A 21,695-nucleotide genomic window follows, 5' to 3' on the forward strand; every position below is an offset into this window, starting at 1 on the left:
ACGAGGGGAAAACATTGCGCCCAGACCGACATTCTTCGACTGCATCACTGGGCAGGAGGCTGTATCGGCATCGCTATTTGTACGTGATGCTCATACCCGCTTTCATCTGGGCTCTTCTATTTGCATACGCGCCTATGGCGGGATTGTACATGGCCTTCGTCGACTTTCAGCCGACACTCGGCAACTTCTGGTCGTCTTTTTTCGGCAGCGAATTCGTTGGATTCGAGTGGTTCTCCTATTTCTTCAACGGCAGCGATTTCAAGATGATCATGCGCAATACGCTGGTGTCCAGCGTGCTCACGCTCCTTCTCGGATTTATCGTGCCGATCCTGCTTGCGCTGGCGCTAAACGAGGTGCGCAGCCAGGCATTCAAGCGGATTGTCCAGACGGCTTCCTATATGCCCTATTTTATTTCGTGGGTCATCGCTGCCAATATATTCGTCGCTCTGTTAGCATCCGAAGGCGCTGTTAACGAACTGCTTCAGCTCGTCGGACTGACAAAAGAAAGCATCCCGTTCCTGCAAGAAGGCAAGTACTTCTGGGGAATCGTATCGGGAGCCAACACGTGGAAGGAGATGGGATACAATTCGATCATTTATTTGGCGGCCATCTCTTCCATCAATCCCGATCTGTACGAAGCTGCCAAGGTAGACGGAGCCGGCCGAATCAGGCAGATGACTTCCGTAACGCTGCCCCTGCTGCGGCCGACCATCGTCATTTTGCTCATCTTGTCGGTGGGCAATCTGATGAATACCGGCTTCGACCAATATTATTTGCTTGGCAATTCGCTTAACAGGGAGTATTCCGACGTGCTCGACACCTATTCGTTCCGGTACGGTCTGCAGAACAGCATGTTCTCTTATGCCGCAGCCGTTGGCCTGTTCAAGTCGGCCGTCGCGTTCCTGATGGTGCTTGCGGTCAATTCGATCGCCAGGCGCATGAACAGCAACTCATTATTCTAAAGCAAAGGAGTGCAGGCAGGATGACACGAGACCGGATACTGAATCTGACGGGCAATACGCTGCTTTACGGCTTATTGGGCCTCGTTTTTCTCGTCACATTTTTCCCGTTCTGGCAAATTTTCATTCTGTCCATCAACGACGGCACGGATTCCTTGCGCGGAGGGTTCATGCTCTGGCCGAGAGAATTCAGCCTTGATAGCTACGCTACCGTCTTTTCCAACCCGGAGATACTGACGGCGATCCGGACGACCGTGCTCCGGACCGTTCTCGGCGTTCCGTTGACCGTCGCATGCATCGCGATGCTAGCCTACGTGCTCAGCAAACGAACTTTGGCGGGCAGCCGATTTTTGAATCTGTTTTTCATCTTTACGATGTACTTCAGCGGCGGACTCATTCCGACCTATATGGTTATCAAGTCGCTTCATCTGATCGACAACTTTCTTGTTTTCCTTCTTCCGGGATTGATCAATATTTTCTGGATGATCCTGGTGCGCACCTTCATGGAGCAGTTGCCGAAGGAGATCGAGGAATCGGCGGAGATCGACGGCGCGAACGACATTCGCATTTTCGTCCAGGTGATCCTGCCCGTCTGCGTGCCCGTGCTGGCCACGATTACGCTGTTCGCGGCGATCTTCCATTGGAATGCCTGGTACGACTCTTACATCTATACGTACAAGCCGGATCTTAAGACGCTGCAAGCCGTGCTGGTCAAAATACTCAACCAATACCAGACAGGCGACATGCTGTCGCAAGCACAGCAGCTTGCCAACGAGAACAAGCGCATTCCCGTTACGGGCGAAAGCATTCGAATGACCGTCACGATGGTCGCGACGCTGCCTATCATTCTGGTTTATCCGTTTCTTCAGAAATTTTTCCTTAAAGGCATGCTGCTAGGCGCTGTTAAAAGCTAAATTTTACATCAAGGGGAGTTATGACAATGGCTAAAATTACATTTATCGGGGCGGGAAGCTCCATCTTCGCAAAAAATATATTGGGAGACTGCATGCGGACGCCGTCGCTGGCCGACGCGCATATGGCGCTGTTCGACATCAACATGGAGCGGCTGGAGCAGTCCGAGAAAATGCTGCAAAACCTGAATCAGAATCTCGGCGGCAAAGCGACGATCAAGTCCTACACGGATCGCAAGGAAGCGCTTCGCGGCGCGGATTACGTCATTAACGCCATCGCCGTCGGCGAGCTGATCCCGACGATCATGTCGGACTTCCAGATTCCCGAGAAATACGGCTTGCAACAGACCGTCGCCGACACGCTTGGCATGGGCGGCTTGTTCCGCGGGCTCCGCACGATCCCGGTCATGGTCGATATCGCCCGCGATATGGAGGAAGTATGTCCGGATGCCTGGTTCCTCAACTACACCAATCCGATGGCAATCGTGACCGGGGCCATGCTGCAAGCGACAGGGGTTAAGACCGTCGGACTGTGCCACAGCGTCCAAACCTGTGCCAAGGAGCTGCTTGAGGGGCTTGGCATGCCGCATGACAATGTCCGCTACAAGATCGCCGGCATCAACCATCAAGCTTGGCTGCTGGAAGTAACGAGGAACGGCATTGATCTGTATCCGGAGATTCGCCAGCGGGCAGGAGCGCGTACGGATCGTCATACCGATATGGTACGATACGATTACATGAAGCTGTTCGGCTATTATGTTACCGAGTCCAGCTCGCACGGCTCCGAATACGTGCCGTATTATCACAAACGCCAATATCCGCACTTGAAGGAACAATATACGCTGCCGACGGACGGCTACAAAAACTGGGGCAGAGGCAAAGCCGAATACTGGCATGAAGTAAACGCGATGATCGAAAACGCCAATTTGACCCATGAGCGTTCGCACGAATACGCCTCCTACATCATGGACGCGATGGAAACGAACGTACCGTTCGAGATCGCGGGCAACGTGCTCAACACGGGCGGCCTGATCAGCAATCTGCCCCACAACGCCTGCGTTGAAGTGCCGTGCATGGTGAACGGCAACGGCATTTTGCCAACGCGGTTCGGAGCGCTGCCGCCGCAATGCGCCGCATTGAACCAGACCAACATCAACATGCAGCTGCTGACGATCGAAGCGGCGTTGACGGGCAAGCGCGAGCATGTGTATCACGCGGCCATGCTGGATCCGCATACGTCTTCCGAGCTGTCGCTCGACGACATCGTAGCCATGTGCGATGAGATGTTGGAAGCAAATCGCGATTTCATCACGATTAAATAATCATTCCGGGGAGGGTCTACACATGAAAAAGAGAACAAAAGCCGTCGCGCTAACGATGGTATCCGCCATGCTTTTGCTTACGGTATCGGCATGCTCCGGCGGCAAAAACGAACCGTCGAACGGAAACGGCAATACGCCGGCCGACAGCGGGCCGATTACGTTGACTTTTTTCGATAAAAATACGGGAGATCTGTTCACGAATCCGGTGGCCGAGGAAATTACGAAGCGCACGGGCGTCAAGATCGAGATCCAACAGCCGACGGGCGATCCAAGCGAGAAGCTGAATCTAATGCTGACCAGCAACACGCTGCCGGACATCGTGCTCATGGACCGGCGCAGCGATATCGTGAACCGCTACATTGCGGCCAAGGCGATTATCCCGCTAAACGATCTGATCGACCAGCATGGCCCGAACATTAAGGAAATGTACGGCGATGTGCTCAACAAGAGCCGACATTCGGACGGCAACAATTATTATTTGAACAACTGGTACGGCATGGACCCCGATCCGGGCTGGAGCTTCAACATGCGGGCCGATATTTTGAAGGAGCTGGGCTACGGGGACCGCATCGAAAGCGGGGAGAGCTTTACGCAAGAGGAATTCGTCGATCTGCTCAAGCAGTTCAAAGAAAAATACCCGCAAGTCGACGGCAAACCGTCGATCCCGCTAACGTTCAACGCCGACCATATGCCGACGGTAGTGGGCACGTTTAAAGGGATGTACGGCATGAAATCCTACTACGAATCGGACGGCCAAATCGGCCTGGAGGTCCGGGAGCCGCGCTATAAGGAAATGATGGGATTCATCAACGATCTGCAAGCGCTAGCCCTTCTCGACAACGAATGGGCGATCAACAAAACGCAAATCTTCGATCAGAAGGTGTCCAGCGAGCGCGTATTCGCCGTCGGCGGCGGCGAGCCGCTTGAGCCTAACCGTTTGCTGCGCGAGAAGTACGGCGAGGATACGGATAAGCAATTCCTCGCGTTTAAGGTGACGGCGCCGGGCGTCGATCCGTCCGCGACGACGTACGGGCCGCGCAGCTCGCTCGGATGGGATGCCATCGCCATTACGGCGGCCAACAAACATCCGGAGCAGACGATCAAGTTCATGGATTTCCTGGCGAGCGAGGAAGGCCAATATTTACTCATGTGGGGCCTGGAAGGCGAGCATTGGGAGATGGTGGACGGCAAACACAAGCCGTTCCCGGAAGTGCTGCAGGGCTTTAAAGACAACTGGAACGAATATTCCAAGCAGACCGGCATCCGCAAGTGGACGTGGTTCGTCAAAAACGGCAACGGCTCCGACGGCACGCCGCTCGATCTCGTAGCGAAATACGAGCGCAACGCATATAACCAGCATGCCATCAAGTCCATGAAGGACTCGACCTGGGATACGGCGATCTACGACAATCTCGGTCCGGGCGGCGGCACGCCGGATGCCCTGAACGAGCAGAAGATCAAGGACTTGCTGTCTCAAGGCTTCACCCAGCTGGCTTACGCCGAGAGCAAGGATGAATTCGAAGCACTCTACGCCAAGCTGATGAAGGATCTCGAAGACAACAACGCGCCGCGCATCGAACAAATTTATACGGAAAATTATAAGAAGCAAATGGAACTGTGGAAATAAGAAAGCCATGCCAACGAAACCAACCCGCTTGGAAGGAAACTCTTCCCGGCGGGTTGGTTTTTGGCTTGCCTCGGTTTCTGCTCAAGGGATGCGGGAGTTTGCCCTACTGTGCGTGTGCGCGGCGCTTCATCACCCGCACGCCGTGAACGGGCAGCACCGCCGCTTCTCCCAACGCTTCGCCCGATTCCATGTCCGTGTATCGGCAACCGTCCAGCTTGATGCTCTGCTCGCTGCCGCTGAAGTTCATCAGGAACACGTAGTCGTCCGTGCCGTCCGTGCGGACTTGGGCGGTAACGCCGGGAGGCAGCTCCGTCTCGATCGTTCGCTTCGCGCCCGCTTCCTCCGCCAATTTGGCGTAGAACGTTTCGTAAAATTCGTCCTTCGCTCTTGTGGCCAGGTAATAGGCTTTGCCGTTGCCGAAGGAGTGGACGGTCAGCGCCGGACGTCCCGCGTAGAAATCGTTCCGGTAGACCGCGAGCGCTTCCGCGCCTTCCAAGTGGATGAGGTCGCACAGTTCATGCGCCTCGAAAGCCCCGGCGAGTCCGAGCGGATTGCCGTCCACGAACGCGAGGCCGTTGCTGTCGCGGTCATACAGGGCGTCGAGCTCCTCGGACCAGATGCCGAGCGTGCGACGCAGCGGACCGGGGAAACCGCCCATGTAACATAGATCGCTTTCACCTACGATGCCCGACCAATACGTGGCCACCAGCGTGCCGCCTTCCTGCACGAATGTTTCCATGCGCGCGGCGGATGCCTCGTCGACCATATAGAGCATAGGCGCAACAACCAGCGTGTACTTGGCGAGATCGTCATGCCTGCCAATAATGTCCACCGGGATGCCTAGCTCCCAGAATGCCCGGTAGTGCTGCATAACCGTCTCCTCGTAATGCAGACCCATGTTTCGCGGTCCTTGCGCGTCCTTCATCGCCCAGCGATTGTCCCAGTCGAAGACGATGGCCGCCTTGGCGTCGACCGCCGCGCCGACAACGTCCGTCAGTCGTCCAAGCGTCTCTCCAACCCCGGCGACGTCGCGGAAGACGCGCGTATGACCGTGTCCGGCATGATCGACGACCGCGCCGTGCAGCTTCTCGAACGAACCCCGGCTCTTGCGCCACTGGAAATATTGGACCGCGTCCGCCCCGTGCGCAACGGCTTGCAAGGAGGAAAGCTTGTGCATGCCCGGCCGCTTCAGCTTGCTGACGGACTGCCAGTTGGTCGTGCTCGGCGTGCTCTCCATCAGCACGAACGGCCGTCCTCCCTTGATCGAGCGGAACAGGTCATGGTCGAACGCGCACGCGGCCGCGATGCCCGCGTCCCCTTCCGGACCATGCTCGTGCCACTCCGGATAGGCATCCCAGGACAACACGTCCAACACGTCCGCGAACTTGCGCGGATCGACGCCGTCGTGCTTGTTGAACAGATTCGTGGTGACCGGAAGGTCGGCATTAATCTCGCGAATCGGCGCGATCTCGGCGCGGCAGAAGTCCACGGTCTGATCGGTAATGAACCTGCGCCAGTCCACGTTAAGCGCATGAAGCCGACTCTCTCCGTGAGGCGCGGGGGACTCGATTTGCGTCCAGGACGTGTACGTATGGCTCCAGAAAGACGACCACCATGCCGCATTTAGCGCGTCCAGGGTGCCGTATCGCCGCTTCAGCCACTCGCGGAAGGCATCCTGGCATAACGGACAATGGCATTCGCCGCCGTATTCGTTGGAGATATGCCAGCCGATCACGGCGGGATGCGACGAATACCGCTCCGCCAGCTTCGCGTTCATGAGCCGCACCTTCTCGCGGTACACCGGCGAGGTCAGACAATGATTATGCCGGAAGCCGTACAGGTTGCGGACGCGATTGCCCGCCACGCGCAGCACCTCGGGGTATTGCTCCGCCATCCAGGCAGGTCTGGCGCCGCTCGGCGTCGCCAGCCAGACGAAGATTCCGTTATCGGCCAGCCGGTCCAGCGTCCGATCCAGCCATTCCCAAGTCCATACGCCCTCCTCCGGCTCCAGCGCCGACCAAGCGAAGATGCCGACGGCCATGACGTTGATATTCGCCAGCTTCATCAGCCTAAGGTCCTCCTCCAGAATGTCCGGCCGATCCAGCCACTGATCCGGATTATAGTCCGCGCCGTGCATCATGACGGGCAGCTTGCCGCTAATCGGCGGATAACGTTTTGCCATTGTATATGTCCTCCTCTGTCTTCTTCGCCATGCGGCCCGCTCGCTTATTTGCATCGGATCTCGAACACCCGGGCATGATCCAGCCCGCCCGTCGCGATAACTTCCAGCCTAAGCTTGCGCACCCGCTCCAGCTCGGCCTGGCATACGACTTGCCGACCATAATTGTCCCGCACATGCGCCACTTCCGTGTATTCGCCCGGGAAGCCGTTCCCGGCACCGCTCTCCGCTTCGACAAATGCCAGCAAGCGGAACTCCTGCAGCGTCTCCGGCTGCGGCCCCCACTCGTTCTGCCGATGAAGAACGTCGTCGTGCGTCAGCGTCAATCTCCGATGCATGCCCGTGTCGAGTACGACGGCAATCTCCCGAATGGACATGGGCGTCTCCCATTCCAGTTCGATCCACGGCGCTTCGTCTCCCGGCTGCGACATCCAACGATGCGTGCCGGGCGAAGTCAGCTCCGGCCTCGCGCCCTTCGGCCCGTGCATGGCGCGGGTGTGCCCGTCGATAACGCTTGCCGCCGGTCCCTCCGGCTGCTCCGAGGACGACCGGACAACAGCCGCACTCGACAAGTACGCCGACGTGCCCGGATACACTCCGGGCAGGTACGCATCCTGTTCCATCAGCGTCCGCTGCGCGTCGCGCACCAGCTTCGGATCCCGCCATGCCAGCTCGAGCGGCACCCCCGCCCGTACGGCCGCCGCGGCGAAAGTGCCCGCGCCCTGTCCCATGACGGCGCAGGTCGCCATGACCCGCGTGCTGGAGAAAGCGATGTGCGTCGCGGAGATATTGCGTCCGGCGAACATCAAATTGTCTACATTGGCGCTAATCAGCGATCTTAGAGGAATGCCGTATACGTAATTCGTGACGGGCTGGCTGCAAGGCTCGATGTCCTTCGCCTCGATGCCCTGCGGAGGATGCGTATCCATCGGCCACCCGCCGTATGCCACGATATCGTCGAAGTGAACTGCCGCCTCCAGATCGGACTGAGTCAGCATATGCCGTCCGACGAACCGTCTTGATTCCCGCTTGCCGGGGACGAATCCGAACCAGTCAAGCGCCCAGTTCTCCGACTCCGGGTGATGCCCGCTGTTCTTGATGTGATCCCATACTCCCATCATGATCGCCAGCAGCTCGTCGCGAATCGTCTCGTTATCGGCGATCGTATCCATCAGCCCGCCGAATTCCACCCACCAGTATCCGTAACCCCAGGAAGAGTGCTCGCGGTACTTGAGATCCTCTTCGGTGTAATGCTTCGCCCAGGTCGGTGGCACGAACTTCATCGGTTTTCCCATGTCCCTCGTCGTGAACAGAAGCGAGGAGCCGAGCCGATACGCGTCGCCCTCTGCCTCCGCATGGGATTCGCCATATTGCCGCGCAGCCTCGCGGCCCGTGACGTACTGAGCCCCCGCCTCCTTGCCAAGCCGCCCGTCGCCCGTACAGTCGATGTAGATATCCGCGATGATATCGAAGACATGCTCCGTGCTCTCGCGGGTTGCCTTGGCCGCGGCGATGCGGCTTCCCACCATGGTCACGCCAACGAGGGATGTGTTCAGCAACAGCGTCAGATTCTGCTCCGCCCTGCATTTCTCGTACAAGATGAGGTCGAACATGGAGGCGCTCCGCTGCGGGTTGCGCACGGCGTTCTCCAGCATGATCTCCTCCATGATGCCGCCCTCGCGCGCCTCCGTCTCCAGCGCTGTCCCGCGCTTGGAATGGGCCGCGCCCACGATATGCATGCGGATCTCCGAGGAGGCATTGCCCCCCAGCACGGGCCGGTCCTGGCACAGCATCACCTTGGCGCCGTTCCTCGCCGCCGCGATAGCGGCAGCAACGCCCGATATGCCGCCTCCCGCAACCAAAATATCCGTATGTTGAACGATTGTCGTCATTGTTGCCAAATCCTCCCTGCGCCCGATTGGCCTGAAATTAAAATCCCCGCCGCGACCCTGGAGGACGATGCGGGGATTGACTTCACATGTTATTTCGACGCGTTAATCGCGTCGTCCGCGCGTTTCTTGAGATTCGCCAGCGTATCGTCGATGGATTGCGCGTTCATGAATAGCTTCTCCGCTTCTTCCTTGAACGCTTTCTGAATCTCCGATTGGCCAGGCGTCTTTGTGAATTTCTTGAACGTGGAATCCGATTCCAGCAGACGCACCAGCGACTCTCTGTCGATGTACTTCTCGGATTCGCCGATGAGCAGGGACGCCACCTCGTTCATATCCGCCTGCTTATTCGAAGGCATTCTGCCTCCCGGCACCATATCCATGTTGCCCTCCAGGAGATACCAAGCGATGAACTTCATCGCGGCTTCCTTGTTCTCGCTCTTCGGATTGATCATCAAATGGTCGCCCAGACCGCCCGAGTTCACGTTGGTGCCGGCCTCGTATTGCGGAATTTGCGCGAACGCCACCTGGAAGTCGCGGTTCGGATACGCTTGCTCATCCTTGATGTAGCGGATCAAATACGAGCCGGTGAATACCATGGCCGCCTTGCCGTTCAACAGCTCATCCTGCGGCTGCAGCTTGTTCATGGCGGCCTCCGCGAACGGATAGGTCACTTTCTCGTCGATGAGCGCCTTCTGCAGCTCCAGCCCTTTCTTGAACGAAGGGAGCGACTGGAAGGTCGATAAGCCGTCCGCTCCGTAGTATACGTCGGTTGGCTGCTGAGTCATGGCCATATCGTAAGCAATCGGCTCCCAGCCGGGATTGAAGTAGGCGCCGTATTGGCCATCCTTGGTCAGCTTCCTGGACAGGTCCGCGAACTGGTCCCATGTCCATTCGACCGGCACGGACTCGCCCACAGCCTCCAGCGACTTTTTGTTGAGCATGATCATCTGATAGCTCTTGGAGGATGACAGGTAATAGGAGTTGCCATCGACCTTGCGGATGTTGTCGTTGCCGATTACGCCGTCCACATCGAAGCCTGCTGCCGCAATCAGCTCATCGAGCGGCTCCGCCATGCCAGCCGTAATACGACGGTTCAGGTTCGCGTCGCTGAACGTCATGTAGATATCCGGTACATCGTTGGACGACAGCAGCGCGGTGTCGAGCTTCGTGTTGCCGGATTCGTCGTTCACGAACCGGATATATTCCACTTGAATATCCGGATTCGCGGCGTTCCATTTATCGATAACGACCTGCGGACCCGACTCCTCCGGCACGCCGCCCCAGAAGCGGAGCTTGACCGGCTCGGCCGGCTTCTCGGAAGCGGTTGCCTCCTTCGTCGGCGACGGCGCGGCGCTGGAGCCGCCGGCATTGCCGTTATTCGTTCCGCCGCTGCATGCGGACATGAGCAACGTGAAGCTCAGCAGCGTACCTGCGATAATCGATGATTTCCTGTTCATTGCATTTCCCCCTGGCGTAAGTATAGTTTGGCTTACGATTCAGTTATAACAATTGAAAGGCCGTATTCCCATGTCATATTCTTTTCTTCTGCCGTGATTTTCTGAGAAGTCATCCTTTCAGCCCCGTGCTAGCGATACCCTCGACGAACCAGCGCTGACAGATCGACACGATCAGAATCAGCGGAGCCAGGGCGGAGCAGGAAGCCGCCATAATAAGCGGATAATTGGTTCCGTTCTCGTCCATATAGCTCGTCAGTCCGATCGGAATCGTGAACAGATCGCGGTCGCGCAGCAAGATGAGCGGGTTCTCGTATTCATTCCAATGCCAGGTGAACGCGAGAATAAGCAGCGTGACAAGCGCCGGCTTCGTTAGCGGCAGCGAAATCTGCCAGTACATGCGCCAGTAGCCCGCGCCATCGACCTTCGCCGCCTCAAGCAGCTCATTCGGCAGCGAGCTGAAGAACTGGCGCATCAAGAACGTGCCGAGAACCGTGAACATGCCGGGCAGAATAATGCCGAGATGGTTATTCACCAATCCCATCTGGTCAAACATGATAAATCGAGGCACGAACAGCACCTGACTCGGAATGATCATCGTCGACAAATAGACGAGGAAGATGAGCTCCTTGAATCGGAATCGCAGCTTGGCGAACGCGAAGCCCGCGAGCGAGCTTGTCACCAGCGTGCCGACGACCTGCAAAAACGTAATTTTGATGGAATTCCAGTAGAAGACGCCGAACGTGACGCCCTCTGTCCACACCTTGCGATAATTGTACCAATCCCACTTCTCCGGAATCCACTGAATCGGATAGCGGAAGATGTCGGCGGCATTCTTGAACGAAGCGGACAGCATCCACAGGAACGGCAGCACCATCAAGAGACCGACGCCCAGGAAGACGATCGTCATGACGATCTTCAGCCCGGTTTCTCTCGTACGCGCGTTTGCCGAACGGCCGACTCTTCCGTTGTCGTGCGCTAGAATTGATTTTGCCATTTTTTCTGAGTCCTCCATTGGATCATGGTCACGGCGAAAATAACAAGGAACAACACCCACGAGATGGTTGCGCCGTAGCTCATATCCCTGAATTCGAACGCCTGGGTATAGATGTACAGGGCAAGTACGCTGGTGGAATGCATCGGGCCGCCGTTCGTCATGACCTGCACCTGCGCGAATACCTGGAACGAAGCGATGACCAGCGTCACCATGATCAGGAAGCTTGTCGGCTTCAGCAGCGGGACGGTAATGGACAGCAAACGCTGACGCCCCGAGGCGCCGTCGATATCCGCGGCTTCGTACAGATCCTTGGATATGCCCTGCAGACCCGCGAGATACAGCACCATGGCATACCCGATATACGTCCATACGGTCATGATGATAATGGCGGCCAACGCCCAATCGGGACTGGCCAGCCAGCCGGGCGGGCTATCGATGCCTATCGACCTCAGGAAAGCGTTGATGGGGCCTTCGGACGAATTGTACATGACCCGCCAGACGACGGCGATGGCCACGAGACTGCTCATGTAGGGCAAGAAGATCAGTGTCCGGATCAGACTCTTCATATATACGAACTTGTTCAGCGCGCTGGCGAACAGGAGGCCGATCAGCATGGCTGCGGGCACGCTGACCACCGAGAAAATCAGATTGTTTTTTAGCGACTTGTAAATCATTTCGTCCTGCAGCGCCCGCTCTATATTCGCGAATCCCGTAAACGTGATGCCGCCTATTCCCTTCAAGTAGTCCCACTCCGTAAATACAAGAAACAGGCTGAACAACAGCGGCAGCAAAATAAAAAAGGCGAAGCCCAGCACGTTCGGCAGGATGAATAAATAACCAGCCAAATTCTCTTTGCTTTTTTCCGTCCACTTCATACGTCTCATCTCCTCCTGTTCCAGTATAGAATCGATTGGTACGGATCTAAATGTGAAAAACTAAGAAGAACCCGTCAATATCTTTGAAAACGAAAAAAGCCTCCCGGAGGAGGCAACGACGATTAAAAGTATAACTTCATCCCGTTGTATTAAAAAATAATCAAAGAGACGTGACGGTAGACTGATCCTCAACGGAAGTGCATCTTCCGATACTCTAGCGGGAACACGCCTTCGATTTTCTTGAAATATTTGCTGAAGTGATTGGAGTCGCCGTAACCCACCATCTCCGAGATTTCATAAATTTTGTAGGCGGGGTCCTTGAGCAGCTCTCGGGCCTTCTCCATCCGGACGGATGTCAAATAGTCGACGATCTTGCTGCCGGTTTCCTTGCGGAACAGCACGCTCAAATAATTTTCGGCAAAGCCGACCCGCTTCGCCATGTCGGACACCTTGAGCTGAGTGGCATATTCGTCGTGAATCATGTCCAGCACCTTCTGAATTTCCGGCCGATACTTCACGTTGGCCGATTCCCGCACGATGGCAGCCGACTTGCGAATCCAACCTGTCAGCCAGCCCCGGATCTCCTCCAACGTCTCTCCGTTGCGAATGACATCGAATGGATACCGTCCCTCGTATTCGGGCAAGGCGTAATACGGAGTTCCTCGTCCTTCCAGAGCCTTGTTCCAGCCATACAGCAGATGCAGCAGTTCGTCGCGCACCAGCTCGGGATCGCTGTCATCTTGTACGCGCCACTGGGCGAACCAATCCTCAAGCTCCGTCATGACGGGATCCTCCGAAGCGCCGGAGAACAGCTTCAACCAAGCTTCTTCGCCCGGAACCTGAATACGGACGGTCCCCGCAGACGATGAGAAGCCTTTGGCGTCCGCGAATGCAATGGTTCCGCTCCCGCAGAAGAACCTGCGCTGCAGAACCGACTTCGCTTCATGGAAGGACGCGTACAGCTCGGACAGATCATTGTACGTTCTCGATACGCCGCAGCTTATCGAGATCTTCGCATAGGCGCCGGTCGCTTCCCGCATATGTTGCAGCATCTCTCCGCCAATCTCCGAAGAGACGATGGCGAAGGTGCCGCCGCTCACCTCGATAAGCTCCCCGCCCCCGTATTTGCGCAGAATCTCGTTCAGCACGTTGGCTACCGTGTAGGCCAGCAGCTGCTCGCTCCGGAATCTGTTCTCTTCAATGACATGCTCGTAGCGGTCGACGGCGACGACCGCCGTCCGGTAGCGCCGCGCGCTGAATTCGAATTCGGCATCCGTCGTTGCATTCTCCAGCTCCAACCGGGTCGTATGCTTGGTTAGCAAACTTCGGAGCAACGCCTCCTTCGCTTCACGATCCAGACGATGCATGCGGAACGCGGCGCGGTGCTGTTCCGCGAGCGCCTCCTCCTCTTCGCGCACTTCCTGCTGAAGCCGCTTGCACTTCTCCAACAGTTCCTCCGGCACCCACGCCAGCTTCAGCAAGTAGTCAACCGCTCCGAGCCGGAGCGCCTGCTGCACGTATTCGAAGTCGTTGTGATTCGACAGGATGACGCATTTCGCCATGGGCCAACTCCCGCGAATCCGGGAGATCAGCTCCAGGCCGTCCATGTCCGGCATCCGGATATCCGTCAACACGATATGGCAATCCTCCCTCTCGAGAATCTCCAGCGCTTCCACGCCGTTCTGGGCTTCCCCAATGATGTGGAATCCATGCTCCGACCAAGGAATCAGCGTTTTCAGGGAAAGCCGCACCAACATCTCATCGTCGACAATCAGTACATTCGTGTTCGTCATTGCGGTGGCTCCTCTCGAATTGGAAATGTGACCATCACTTCAAGCCCGCCTTCCTTCGAAGTTCCCAGCCGGATGCCGAACCGGGTGCCATAATGCAGCTTGATGCGGCGGTCGACATTCGATATGCCGATCCCGCTGTACTTGGCATGCGGCTGCATCAGCTTATCCTGAATCTCCGCCAGCTTTTCCTTCGGAACGCCGTTGCCGTTGTCCCGAATCGATATTTCCAGACGGTCGTCGACCGCTTCGGCGGCAATCGAGATAAGCAGCGGCATGCGTCCGCCGTGTATAATGCTGTTCTCCACAAGCGGCTGCAGCGTGAACTTGAGCACGGACAACTCCGCAAGGTCGGGCGCGACCCGAACATCGATCGTAATTTGGTCCTGATACCTGATTTTCTGCACGGAGAGGTACAGCTCCAGGTATTCGAGCTCCTGCCCCAGCGTCACGAACCGTTGATTCATCTTCATCGAGAATTCCAGCAGCTTCCCCAACGCCGTAATCATGTCGCTGACGTTGCGGTTCGTATTGGACAGCATCGCCATCAGCTTGATGGAATTGAGCGTGTTGAACAGGAAGTGAGGATTGATCTGCGCCTGCAGCGATTGGAAATGCGCCTCCTCCTTCTGCCTCTGCTCTTCCTCTACCCGCCGCATCGAATCGCGCAGCCTGATTACCATGCGGTTGAAGTTATTGCCCAGCAAGGCGATCTCATCGTTTCCCTTGACCGGAACGGATGTCTGGAAGTCGCCGGAACCGACCTGACGCATGGATCGCAGCATGGAATGGATCGGCTTCGTGAAGCGGATCAGGAAAAATAGGAAGACCAGCATGCTGATCGTGAACACGCCCAGAATAGACAGAATCGATTGGCTCTGCTTGGCGTTCAGCTGCGTCAGAAATTGCTTCTCCGGAACAAGGCTAACGACGTACAGACCGATCTCCCGCACGAACGATACGTTGGCCATGTACGTTCCGTCCTCATGCTCCAACTGCTTAATCTCGCCGGGACTATTCCGGAGCTCCGCCGATTCCGCGTCGCTTAACGGCTTGACCGGCTCGCCCTTGGGATTCCTCAGCTCGCTCCCCCCGTCCCATAGCAGCAGCGAAGGAAGCGAGCCTTCCCCGCCGGATGCTTCGGACGGGAACACCGATGGAATCGGCACGCCGATAAACGCCGCGCCGATATCCGATTGATCCCGCAGCGAACGCGACATCGCGAAGTAGCCGCCTCCAGCGGATTGACCGGTGTTGCCGATCCGGGGATCGAGGCGGAACGGATGCATCCACTGCGGGAAGCCGCCGCCTTCTTTGGCCCGCCTGTACCACTCTTCTTGCACGAGAATGGCATAATTTTGTTTCATATCGAACGAATAGAAAGTGGATACCGCGAGCCCATTATCATTCGTGTAGATGAGAAAGGCGCTGCTGTCGAGCAGAAGATCGCGAATCGTCGTCATCCTGCGCTGCAGCAGCTGCACCTTCATATATTCGGTATAGTCCTCGCTCCATTCCGACAATTCGTCTCCATAATACTGCTCGAAGTCGGTTTCCAGCAGGAATAACGCTTTGATCATTCTGGTCGCGACATCGTTCACCGATTTGGCCGTGCGGTCGGCAAGCTCCTGATTGGCGTAATTAACCTCCTGCGCGACGACCTTCTGCGACGTATAGGCGTAGTTCCAGAATATCAGCAGTGTCGGCACGATAACGAACAACAGGAGCGAGATAATCAACTTGCCCCTGAACGATTGGAACGGACTTAATCTCTTCATGCTGCTCGCCCCCCGTACAGCCAGTATAGAGTCCTCTGCAATCGCAGGCAATAAAACGTCCTGCAACTCGCCGCGATCTCGTAGAAGATCACGGAAAACGCATAGAATTTCACGGTTTCGGACCCTTTTAAATTTCTAACATTTGAGCTGGCAATCAAAAGGCTATCGCAGGAAGCAACGCCGGAATGAGGCTGGGAAATAAGTTGCTATCGTATTTGAAGAGCAATTACGACTTGTATGTGCTGCTATTTGAATTTTGCAAGATTTCTTAGAAATACACCGATTTTCATGAGTTAATCCCCTGTTTATGCCCTAGCGCTTGCTCTACACTTTAATAGAGCAAGCGCTTTCTTTACAAATGTTGTCTGATGAGGAGGGGGAACATGAAACGAATTTTCGTTTCGGCTTTAATTATCATGATGCTGTCAACAATGTTCCAAGGAATGGGGGGAGGAGATCGCGTCATGGCTGCGGACGAGCCGAATGGATTTGATGCGCTGCGGTTAAAGTGGCAGGCGATGCTGATCGGCAGCGATGATTATGATCCGAATGACGTACATATCCATGCCCGAATAGTCGACATTGATACCGCCGCGCAAGGATATTGGGAGGCCATGGAGAAGTCGGAGGATCGCAGCTATCTGTGGGCTGACATCGGCAATGTCGCTAGTGTGAGCGCGGAGAAAACAAGCACGTATACCAGGCTTGCTGCGATAGTGACCGCTTATGCGACGAGAGGGTCGGCTCTAGAGGGCAACCCTGATCTAAGGGGAGATATCGTCGGCGCTTTGGATTGGTTATACCAGGAGGCCTACAATGAGACGATGCCCCAGAACGGCAACTGGTGGGATTGGCAAATCGGCGTTCCTCGTCAACTGCTGAATATCGCGGTATTGATGCATGACGATCTCAGCGAAGAGCAACTCGGCAAGTACATGGCGGCTGTCGGACAGTTTGCTACAAAGAAGGACCTTCTGAGATACACCGGCGCCAATCGGGTTTGGCTCGCCAATGTAATAGGTCTGATGGGCGTCCTTACGAACAATGGCGGGCAAGTTGCCGATGCCAGGGATGCTTTAAGCGAAGTGTTCCTGTATGTGGCCACGGGCGACGGCTTTTATGAGGATGGTTCCTTTATTCAACATGTGACGTTGCCGTACAACGGAGGTTACGGGCGCGCGCTTCTGATCGATGTCTCCAAGCTGGTCAATTGGCTGACGGGCTCGGAGTGGGAGGTGACGGACCCGAATGTCGCCAATGTGGTCCAGTGGGTGTATCGGGCATTCGAGCCGCTTATGCATAAGGGTCTCATGATGGATATGACTCGGGGCCGCGAAATATCGCGTTATTATTCGACGGATCACACATCCGGTCAAGGGATTGTGACGGCCGTCATGAACGCCGCCAATTTCGTGCCGGAACAAGATGCCGCAGCTTTCCGCAGCATGGTGAAAAGCTGGATTCGGCAAAATACGTACCGCAATTATTATCAATATGCGGATATTCCGTCGATCATCCAGGCGAAAGCCATCGTCGAAGACGCCGAAATTCCGGAACGCGACCATCCCCATGTCTATCGGCAATATGCGAATATGGACCGCGCGGTGCAGGTTCGCCCGGATTATACGTTCGGATTGAGCATGTCCTCAAGCCGAATTTCCACGCATGAGGCGGTCAACCTGGAAAACATGCGCGGATGGTACATCTCCGAAGGCATGACTTATCTGTACAATAACGATATCTCGCAATACACCGACGACTTCTGGCCGACCGTCAATCCGTACCGGCTGCCGGGGACGACGGTGGATACGCAGCCGAGGAACAGCGGAGCCTTGTATCGCGATCCGTTGCGTGAAGCAGGCGGGGTCGAGCTGGGCGAATACGGCACCTCCGCGATGAAGCTGAAAGCTTTCTCCAGCAGCATGGTCGCCAAAAAGTCGTGGTTCAACTTTGACGATGAGATCGTGGCGCTTGGCGCAGGCATTACCAGCTCCGACGGCCGGACCATTGAGACGACTATCGAAAATCGGAAGCTGGCCGGCGCGGGCGACCAGGCATTGACAGTGGACGGCGTGGAGAAAGCGTCCGAAACCGGTTGGACGGAAGCGATGACCGACGTTCAGTCCATCCATCTGGCCGGCAATGTGCCGGGCTCGGATATCGGGTACTATTTTCCCGAAGGGGCTAAAGTGAATGCACTGCGCGAGATGCGGACGGGGGCCTGGAGCGATATCGATCACCGCGCAACCGCGCCGACGGACCCGATCATCCGCCCTTATATGACATTGTGGTACGATCACGGGGTCAATCCGGAGAACGAAACGTATCAATATGTGCTGCTCCCGAACAAAACCGCCGCGGACACAAGCGCCTATGCGGATGCGCCGGATATTACGATTCTGGAGAACTCGCCTGATGCGCAAGCGGTGAAAGAGAACCGATTGAATATTACAGGCATTCAGTTCTGGAATGACGAGATCAAGACGGTGGGCGGCATTACAAGCAACAAGCGGGCTGCCGTCATGGCGCGCGAGACGGAAGAAGATCTGACGCTGGCGATATCGGATCCAGCCCAGAAGAAATCGGAAACGATCGAGCTGGAGATCGAGAAATCGGCTACGGCGATCGAAACGCTGGACTCCGGTATTACGGTGACGCAATTAAGTCCGACGATCAAGCTGACCGTTCATGCCGTGGAATCATTGGGACAAACGTATCATGCCAGCTTCCGGCTTAGCCCGGTAACCGAGCTGCCGCAAACGCCGACGAACTTCAAAGCCGAAATCGGGCAATATGGCGAAGTGCAGCTGACTTGGGATATCGCCAGTCAAGTATCGGGTTACACGGTGGAGTATGGCACTTCCAGCGGCAGCCTGACCGAAAGCGTGGATGTGGGGATTTCGACCAGCTACGCGCCAACCGATCTGGAGTTGGGTCAAACGTATTATTTTACGGTAAAGGCGTATAACGATTTGGGTGAAAGCGAAGCTTCGGATGAGCAAGAAATGATGCAGACCTTCATCGTGGTTGATAATCTCTCGCCGAAGGTCACCGCAACCGGCAATTGGGCGTCCAGCTCGGCTACGGGCACGAATATGGGGTATACAGGCGCCTACTATGCTTTGGACTACTGGCATGATGGAAATTCGAGCAGCAGTGAATTAAAAAACGTCCGGTACACCCCCGATCTGCCGGCCGGAACCTACAAGGTATCGATTTGGTGGTTGGAACATTCGAATCGCTCTACTGTAGTGCCGGTAGAGATTCATCATAAAGGGGGAGTCGATTCGGCTGCGTTGAATCAGAAGACTCCGGGCAGCAAGTGGCATGAATTGGGCACATACGCGTTTGCCGGCGGCAGTTCGGAGTATATTATGATTTCGAACGAGGGCGCCAACGGCTACGTAGTGGCCGACGCTGTCAAATTCGAACGGCTCAACATACCCCGTCCGGAAATCGTAAGCGCAGCGCCCGGGTCGGAAACGATTGAACTGCAATGGACGCCTGCGGATAAAGCAACAGGATATGTTGTGAAATACGGCACGACAAGCGGCGAATATTCGCACGAAATCGAACTATCCGATGTGACAAGTTATACATTGACGGAGCTGACGAACGGAACTCCTTATTATGTAACGGTGTCCGCCCGCACGACAAACGGAGAAACGCCGGATGCCGACGAGTTTATAGTAATTCCGTATTATACCAAAATCATGGATGACGCGGATTCCGCGGGAGTAGCCGTGACTGGCGATTGGGCTAACGGTGCGGCAAACGCGGCAACCTATGGTTCAGGCTTTCTGCATGATCGCAATAATGGAAAAGGCGAAAAAAGCGTAGTGTTTACTCCCGGTCTCCCTGCAGGAAGTTATAAAGTGTATGCACGGTGGGTAGCGAACAGCAATCGGGCGAACAATACGCCGATCATTATTGATCACGCCGGGGAGTCGGCAACAGTCAATGTGAATCAGAGGGTTGACGGCGGGGTATGGAAAGGATTGGGACGTTATGACTTTAACGGGGATCCGTCAGAGAAACTAACGATCTCAAATACGGGAACGAATGGATTTGTTGTCGTGGATGCGGTTCGGTTCGAGCAGGAACTGCCGGAAACCCCCGAAGTGACTGAAATTGCGGCCGGCAATGGCAGCGCTACGGTACATTGGACCCCAGTCTATAATGCAACTGGATATGTAATCAAATACGGGACAGTTCCCGGGGAATATCCGGAGAGCGTCCAGGTAAGCGTTAATGTTTCCAGCCATACACTTGCCGGTCTGTTGAATGGAACTACGTATTATGTATCCGTATCGGCGCTGAGAGCCGCGAGCGAAAGCCCGAATGGAGCGGAAGTGGAGGTTACACCGCAAGATACCCAGCCCCCGACCGTGCCGGGCCATGTGACGGCGACGGCGATAAGCGCAAGCGAAGTATCGCTGGAGTGGAGTTCCTCCACGGATGACGCAGGCGTATCGGGATATAAGGTATACCGCGACGATACGGAGATTGCGGACGTGACCGACACGGCTTATACGGACAGCGGCTTGTCGCCGGCGACAACGTATGCATACAGGATCGCCGCCTACGATGCCGCAGGCAACACGTCCGAGCCAAGCACCGCGGTTACGGCGACGACGCTCGCCGAGGAGGAAGAGCCTGGAGAGGAAGAGCCAGGCACCGAGCCGGAGACGCCGTCAAGTTGGCCGGTAGCGTTGCCTCCGCAACATACGGTGATTCTCTCCAACGGAGTGGCTACGATCAAAGTTAACGAAGTGAAATTAATGCAAGAGCTGCAACATGCGGGAGGGGACATTCCTCCGGTAATGGATTTGGCCTCGCTGGGCGGCGGGGATTCGGATACACAAAAGCTGGAGCTGTCGCCTCATGCATTAAAATTGCTGAAGGAACACGGCAAAGGATTGGAACTTCGGGATGAAAGCATTCGTTTCCTGATAACTCCGGCCGCCATTGCAACGGAAGGGCTGAATGATCCGCTGATCATTACGGTGAACCGCAAGAAGGGCGATGGGCCTGCCTTTGCGGGGCTGTCCTCGCGCTCCGATGCTTTCAGCTTAAGCCTGGAAGCCGGGGGCCAACCGGTATCGTTGGATGAACCGCTGCAGGTTGCGCTGAATGCCGGCGATGCGCGGGAGGACCGGAAGCTTGCCGTCTACGCTTATGACGAAGCAACGGGCGAATGGACGTATATTGGCGGCACCTATGATGCCGACACGAATACCATCACGTTCGAAGCAAGCCATGATGCCGCCTATGCGGTATTCGGGTACAACAATCCGTTTGCGGATGTGGCCCGCGTACCATGGGCCCAAGAGGCGATAAACGAGCTGACGATGAGAAGCATCATGAAAGGAACGGGTGCAGATGCATTCGCGCCAGGCAGGGCGATTACGCGAGCGGAATTTGTCGCTCTCATGAATCGTTTGCTGAAGCTCGATGAGGTAAGGAATTCGGGACAATTTGCGGATGTGGATTCTGGCGCCTGGTATGCCAATGACATCGCGACGGCATTCGATGCCGGCATCATTCAGGGCGATGGCGAACGGATCAATCCGGATTCGTCGATTACCCGGGAAGAAATGGCTGTGATCCTGATGAGGGCTGTCGCTATCATCAAGACTGACGACACGGACTACTCGGGAGAAATGACGTTTGCGGATGAATATACTATCGGCTTATGGGCAAAAGCGGCGGTAGGACAGGCAGCGCAATTGGGCCTGATAAACGGCAAAGCCTCGAACTTCTTCGATCCCAAGTCCGTGGCAACTCGTGCGGAAGCGGCTGCGGTTATGTATCGAATGTTATTACTGTTTCAATTGCCGTAACGGACTTCGGGCCAACGGCAAAAAGCTGAAAGGCGGCATTAGGGAGTCATCCCTGTGCCGCCTTTTTC

At 56.0% G+C, this 21,695-nt stretch carries 12 protein-coding genes; 5 read left to right on the forward strand and 7 right to left on the reverse strand.

Annotated features, from left to right (window positions below; genetic code table 11):
* The first annotated feature begins 14 nt into the window (after nucleotides 1-14).
* Genes H7F31_RS02085 through H7F31_RS02100 form a run of 4 tightly spaced genes read left to right on the forward strand, consistent with a single transcriptional unit; the run spans nucleotide 15 to nucleotide 4,819 of the window.
* The gene (locus H7F31_RS02085; protein WP_261800275.1) at nucleotides 15-962 is read left to right on the forward strand and encodes an ABC transporter permease; all 948 of its coding nucleotides are present in this window, start codon (nucleotides 15-17) and stop codon (nucleotides 960-962) included.
* A gap of 20 nt (nucleotides 963-982) precedes the next feature.
* A complete protein-coding gene (locus tag H7F31_RS02090; protein ID WP_087568158.1) occupies nucleotides 983-1,873 on the forward strand; it encodes a carbohydrate ABC transporter permease in 891 nt (296 codons plus the stop codon).
* Nucleotides 1,874-1,899: 26 nt separating this feature from the next.
* Nucleotides 1,900-3,192, forward strand: coding sequence for an alpha-glucosidase/alpha-galactosidase (locus tag H7F31_RS02095; RefSeq protein ID WP_187102796.1), 1,293 nt, complete (start codon nucleotides 1,900-1,902; stop codon nucleotides 3,190-3,192).
* A 22-nt stretch (nucleotides 3,193-3,214) separates the two neighbouring features.
* Entirely contained in the window at nucleotides 3,215-4,819 is a 1,605-nt protein-coding gene (locus tag H7F31_RS02100; RefSeq protein WP_187102797.1) for an extracellular solute-binding protein, read from the forward strand.
* Between the two features lie 103 nt (nucleotides 4,820-4,922).
* Here H7F31_RS02100 and H7F31_RS02105 read toward each other — a convergent pair whose 3' ends face one another.
* From H7F31_RS02105 to H7F31_RS02135, 7 genes are all read right to left on the reverse strand, one after another.
* Nucleotides 4,923-7,001 carry a beta-galactosidase gene (locus H7F31_RS02105; protein WP_187102798.1) on the reverse strand — a complete coding sequence of 693 codons (2,079 nt, stop codon included), beginning with the start codon at nucleotides 6,999-7,001 and terminating at the stop codon, nucleotides 4,923-4,925.
* Between the two features lie 44 nt (nucleotides 7,002-7,045).
* Nucleotides 7,046-8,890: an FAD-dependent oxidoreductase gene (locus H7F31_RS02110; protein ID WP_187102799.1), complete on the reverse strand. Its 1,845-nt coding sequence runs from the start codon at nucleotides 8,888-8,890 to the stop codon at nucleotides 7,046-7,048.
* Nucleotides 8,891-8,979: 89 nt separating this feature from the next.
* Nucleotides 8,980-10,347 carry an ABC transporter substrate-binding protein gene (locus tag H7F31_RS02115; RefSeq protein ID WP_187102800.1) on the reverse strand — a complete coding sequence of 456 codons (1,368 nt, stop codon included), beginning with the start codon at nucleotides 10,345-10,347 and terminating at the stop codon, nucleotides 8,980-8,982.
* A 109-nt stretch (nucleotides 10,348-10,456) separates the two neighbouring features.
* Entirely contained in the window at nucleotides 10,457-11,341 is an 885-nt protein-coding gene (locus tag H7F31_RS02120; protein ID WP_187102801.1) for a carbohydrate ABC transporter permease, read from the reverse strand.
* Nucleotides 11,323-12,216, reverse strand: a complete 894-nt coding sequence (locus H7F31_RS02125; protein WP_261800276.1) for a carbohydrate ABC transporter permease — start codon at nucleotides 12,214-12,216, stop codon at nucleotides 11,323-11,325. The genes H7F31_RS02120 and H7F31_RS02125 overlap by 19 nt, the downstream gene beginning before the upstream one ends.
* A gap of 188 nt (nucleotides 12,217-12,404) precedes the next feature.
* Complete coding sequence (locus H7F31_RS02130) at nucleotides 12,405-14,009, reverse strand: response regulator (RefSeq protein ID WP_187102803.1); 1,605 nt, start codon at nucleotides 14,007-14,009, stop codon at nucleotides 12,405-12,407.
* Nucleotides 14,006-15,784 carry a cache domain-containing sensor histidine kinase gene (locus tag H7F31_RS02135; protein ID WP_187102804.1) on the reverse strand — a complete coding sequence of 593 codons (1,779 nt, stop codon included), beginning with the start codon at nucleotides 15,782-15,784 and terminating at the stop codon, nucleotides 14,006-14,008. The genes H7F31_RS02130 and H7F31_RS02135 overlap by 4 nt, the downstream gene beginning before the upstream one ends.
* 383 nt (nucleotides 15,785-16,167) lie before the next feature.
* Here H7F31_RS02135 and H7F31_RS02140 point away from each other — a divergent pair, with 383 nt between their 5' ends.
* Nucleotides 16,168-21,627: a polysaccharide lyase family 8 super-sandwich domain-containing protein gene (locus H7F31_RS02140; protein ID WP_187102805.1), complete on the forward strand. Its 5,460-nt coding sequence runs from the start codon at nucleotides 16,168-16,170 to the stop codon at nucleotides 21,625-21,627.
* Nucleotides 21,628-21,695: the final 68 nt, after the last annotated feature.

It is taken from the genome of Paenibacillus sp. PAMC21692, from assembly GCF_014303795.1.
GTDB lineage: Bacteria > Bacillota > Bacilli > Paenibacillales > Paenibacillaceae > Pristimantibacillus > Pristimantibacillus agaridevorans.